Source organism: Actinophytocola sp. (genome assembly GCF_036555685.1).
GTDB lineage: Bacteria > Actinomycetota > Actinomycetes > Mycobacteriales > Pseudonocardiaceae > Actinophytocola.
In genome coordinates this window covers 1-2,130 of sequence record NZ_DATBKY010000221.1, presented here as the reverse complement: position 1 = coordinate 2,130, position 2,130 = coordinate 1, and the positions used below count along the sequence as shown (strand labels likewise).

The window sequence follows — 2,130 nt, the reverse complement described above, 5'->3', positions numbered from 1 at the left end:
GGCTCGCCCTGCGCGTCCATATGTCCTATCCCGCCGAGCAGATCGGAGCCGCGCAGGCGACGGAGCTTCGCACCGGGTTCGGCTCCGACCTCCTGCGAGTCGGGCCGGTGAAGGCCTTCATGGACGGGACGCTCGGGTCCTCGACGGCCTGGATGCTGGACGGGTCGGGGATGGTCCTGACCTCGGCCGAGGAGATGGCCGAGATCGCACGGGCCGCTGCCGCCGGCGGGCTCTCGGTCGCCGTCCACGCGATCGGCGACGGCGCGAACCGGGCCGTGCTCGATGCGCTGGAGGAGACGCGCTCGGCGTGGGAGGAGGTGCCGGTGCCGCCCCGGATCGAGCACGTCCAGTGCATCGACGACGCCGATCTCGGCCGGCTCGCGGAGCTCGGCGTCACCGCATCGATGCAGCCGGTGCACCAGCGCTCCGACCGTGACCTGGCCGCCCGCCTGTGGGGCGAGCGGGCCCGGTGCGGCTACCGCTGGCGCGACCTGCTCGACTCGGGCGCGCACCTGGCGTTCGGGTCAGACGCGCCGATCGAGGACCTCAGCCCGCTGGCCGGGATCGACGCCGCGGTCAACCGCGACTGGTACCCGGAGCAGCGCCTCGATGTCGCCGACGCCGTCCTGGCGTTCACCGCGGGCGGCGCCGCCGCGGTTGGCGACCACCGCCGCCGCGGCCTCCTCCTCCCGGGCTACGCGGCCGACCTGGTGGTGCTCGACACCGACATCATCGCCCACCCGGACCGCATCTCAGACGCCACCGTGGTCGCGACGATGCTGGCAGGCCGCTGGGTCCACGGCCGCCCGCCCTGGTGAAAAACGGGGTCAGACCCCCAATTTTTCACCCGTTGCGAAGCCGGCGCCATCTTGTGGCACCCGGCGTCTGACGCGTCACACGGCGGCGTCGTACGGTCGGCGGATGGCACGTCCGCTCCGCCCGCTGGCCGCCGGCCTCGTCTATCACATCACCGCTCGCGGCAATGCGAAGGCGCGGATGTTCCTCACCGAGGCGGACTACGAGGTCTTCCTCGCCGGACTCGGCACCGCAAGGCACCTCGACGGCCTGCTCTGCCACGCCTACTGCCTGATTCCGAACCACTACCACCTGCTCGTCGAGACACCGCGAGCGAACCTGGATGACGCGATGCAACGTCTCAACGGCACGTACGCGTTGCGGTTCAACCGCCACCACGAGCGGACGGGGCATGTCTTCCAGGGCCGGTACGGGTCGAAGCTGATCACCGACGACGACTACGCGCTCACGGTCGTCCGCTACATCCCCGCGAATCCGGTGCAGGCGGGCTTGTGCGCGAAGCCAGAGGACTGGCCGTGGTCGAGCTACGCCGCGACGGCGGGCCTGGCGCCCGCGCCGCCGTTCCTCACCTCGCGGGTCCTCGGATGGTTCAGCGGCCGCGAGGAATATCGCCGGTTCATCGCCGGAGGGCTCGACGTGCAGCTCGAGCGACGACCACCCCTGACCGAGCTCGTGCCCACCAGGGATCCCGTGCGGATCGCCACCGCCCACCGGGTCCACGGCTACACGCTGGCCGAGATCGCCGACCATCTCCGCATCGGCCTGAGCACCGCGTGGCGCGACGTCCGCCGTGGCGAGTCAGGGTGAAAAATTGGGGTCTGACCCCGTTTTTCCACCCGTGCACGAGTCGGGGGTGTCGATGCAGCGCGTGAACACGCTCGCGACCTGGCCGTAGACGGTGTGCGGGTCGTCGTTCAGCACCTGGCGGAACTGGGCGGCGGCGTCCTGCGTGTCGCGCATCCAGAAGAAGACGAGGCCGACGTGCACACGCACCTCGGCGTCGTCGGCCGGCGCGGACTGGAGGATGCGCATGAGGCCCGAGAGGGTCGCGCCCGGGTTGTCCTTGTCGAACGGCAGCACGGTGACCGCCACCCGCGCCGAGATGTTGCTGGGGTCGAGCGAGAAGGCGCGCTTGGCCGCCGCGAAGGCGCCGGCCCGGTCGTGGGTCTCGAGCGCCGCTGCGAGCGCCAGCCACCCGGCCGCGTCGTGGGGCTTCCGGTTCGTGCGCGCGCGCAGGTCGGCGACCGACGCATGCGGCGGACGGGCCGTGGAGAGCCACGGCGGGTAGCCGCGCGCCTCGTTCAGATGCAGGAT

The 2,130-nt window shown here is 71.5% G+C and carries 3 protein-coding genes; 2 read left to right on the top strand and 1 reads right to left on the bottom strand.

Annotation, left to right across the window (positions count from 1 at the left end; all coding sequences use genetic code 11):
* Together VH969_RS20690 and VH969_RS20685 are read left to right on the top strand one after the other, a co-directional pair.
* A partial coding sequence (locus VH969_RS20690) for an amidohydrolase (protein WP_331976672.1) occupies positions 1-818 on the top strand: 818 nt, incomplete at its 5' end.
* A gap of 103 nt (positions 819-921) precedes the next feature.
* A complete protein-coding gene (locus VH969_RS20685) occupies positions 922-1,623 on the top strand; it encodes a transposase (protein WP_331976670.1) in 702 nt (233 codons plus the stop codon).
* Here VH969_RS20685 and VH969_RS20680 read toward each other — a convergent pair.
* Positions 1,615-2,130, bottom strand: a 516-nt coding sequence (locus VH969_RS20680; RefSeq protein WP_331976668.1) for a tetratricopeptide repeat protein, incomplete at its 5' end; no start/stop codon positions are given. The genes VH969_RS20685 and VH969_RS20680 overlap by 9 nt on opposite strands.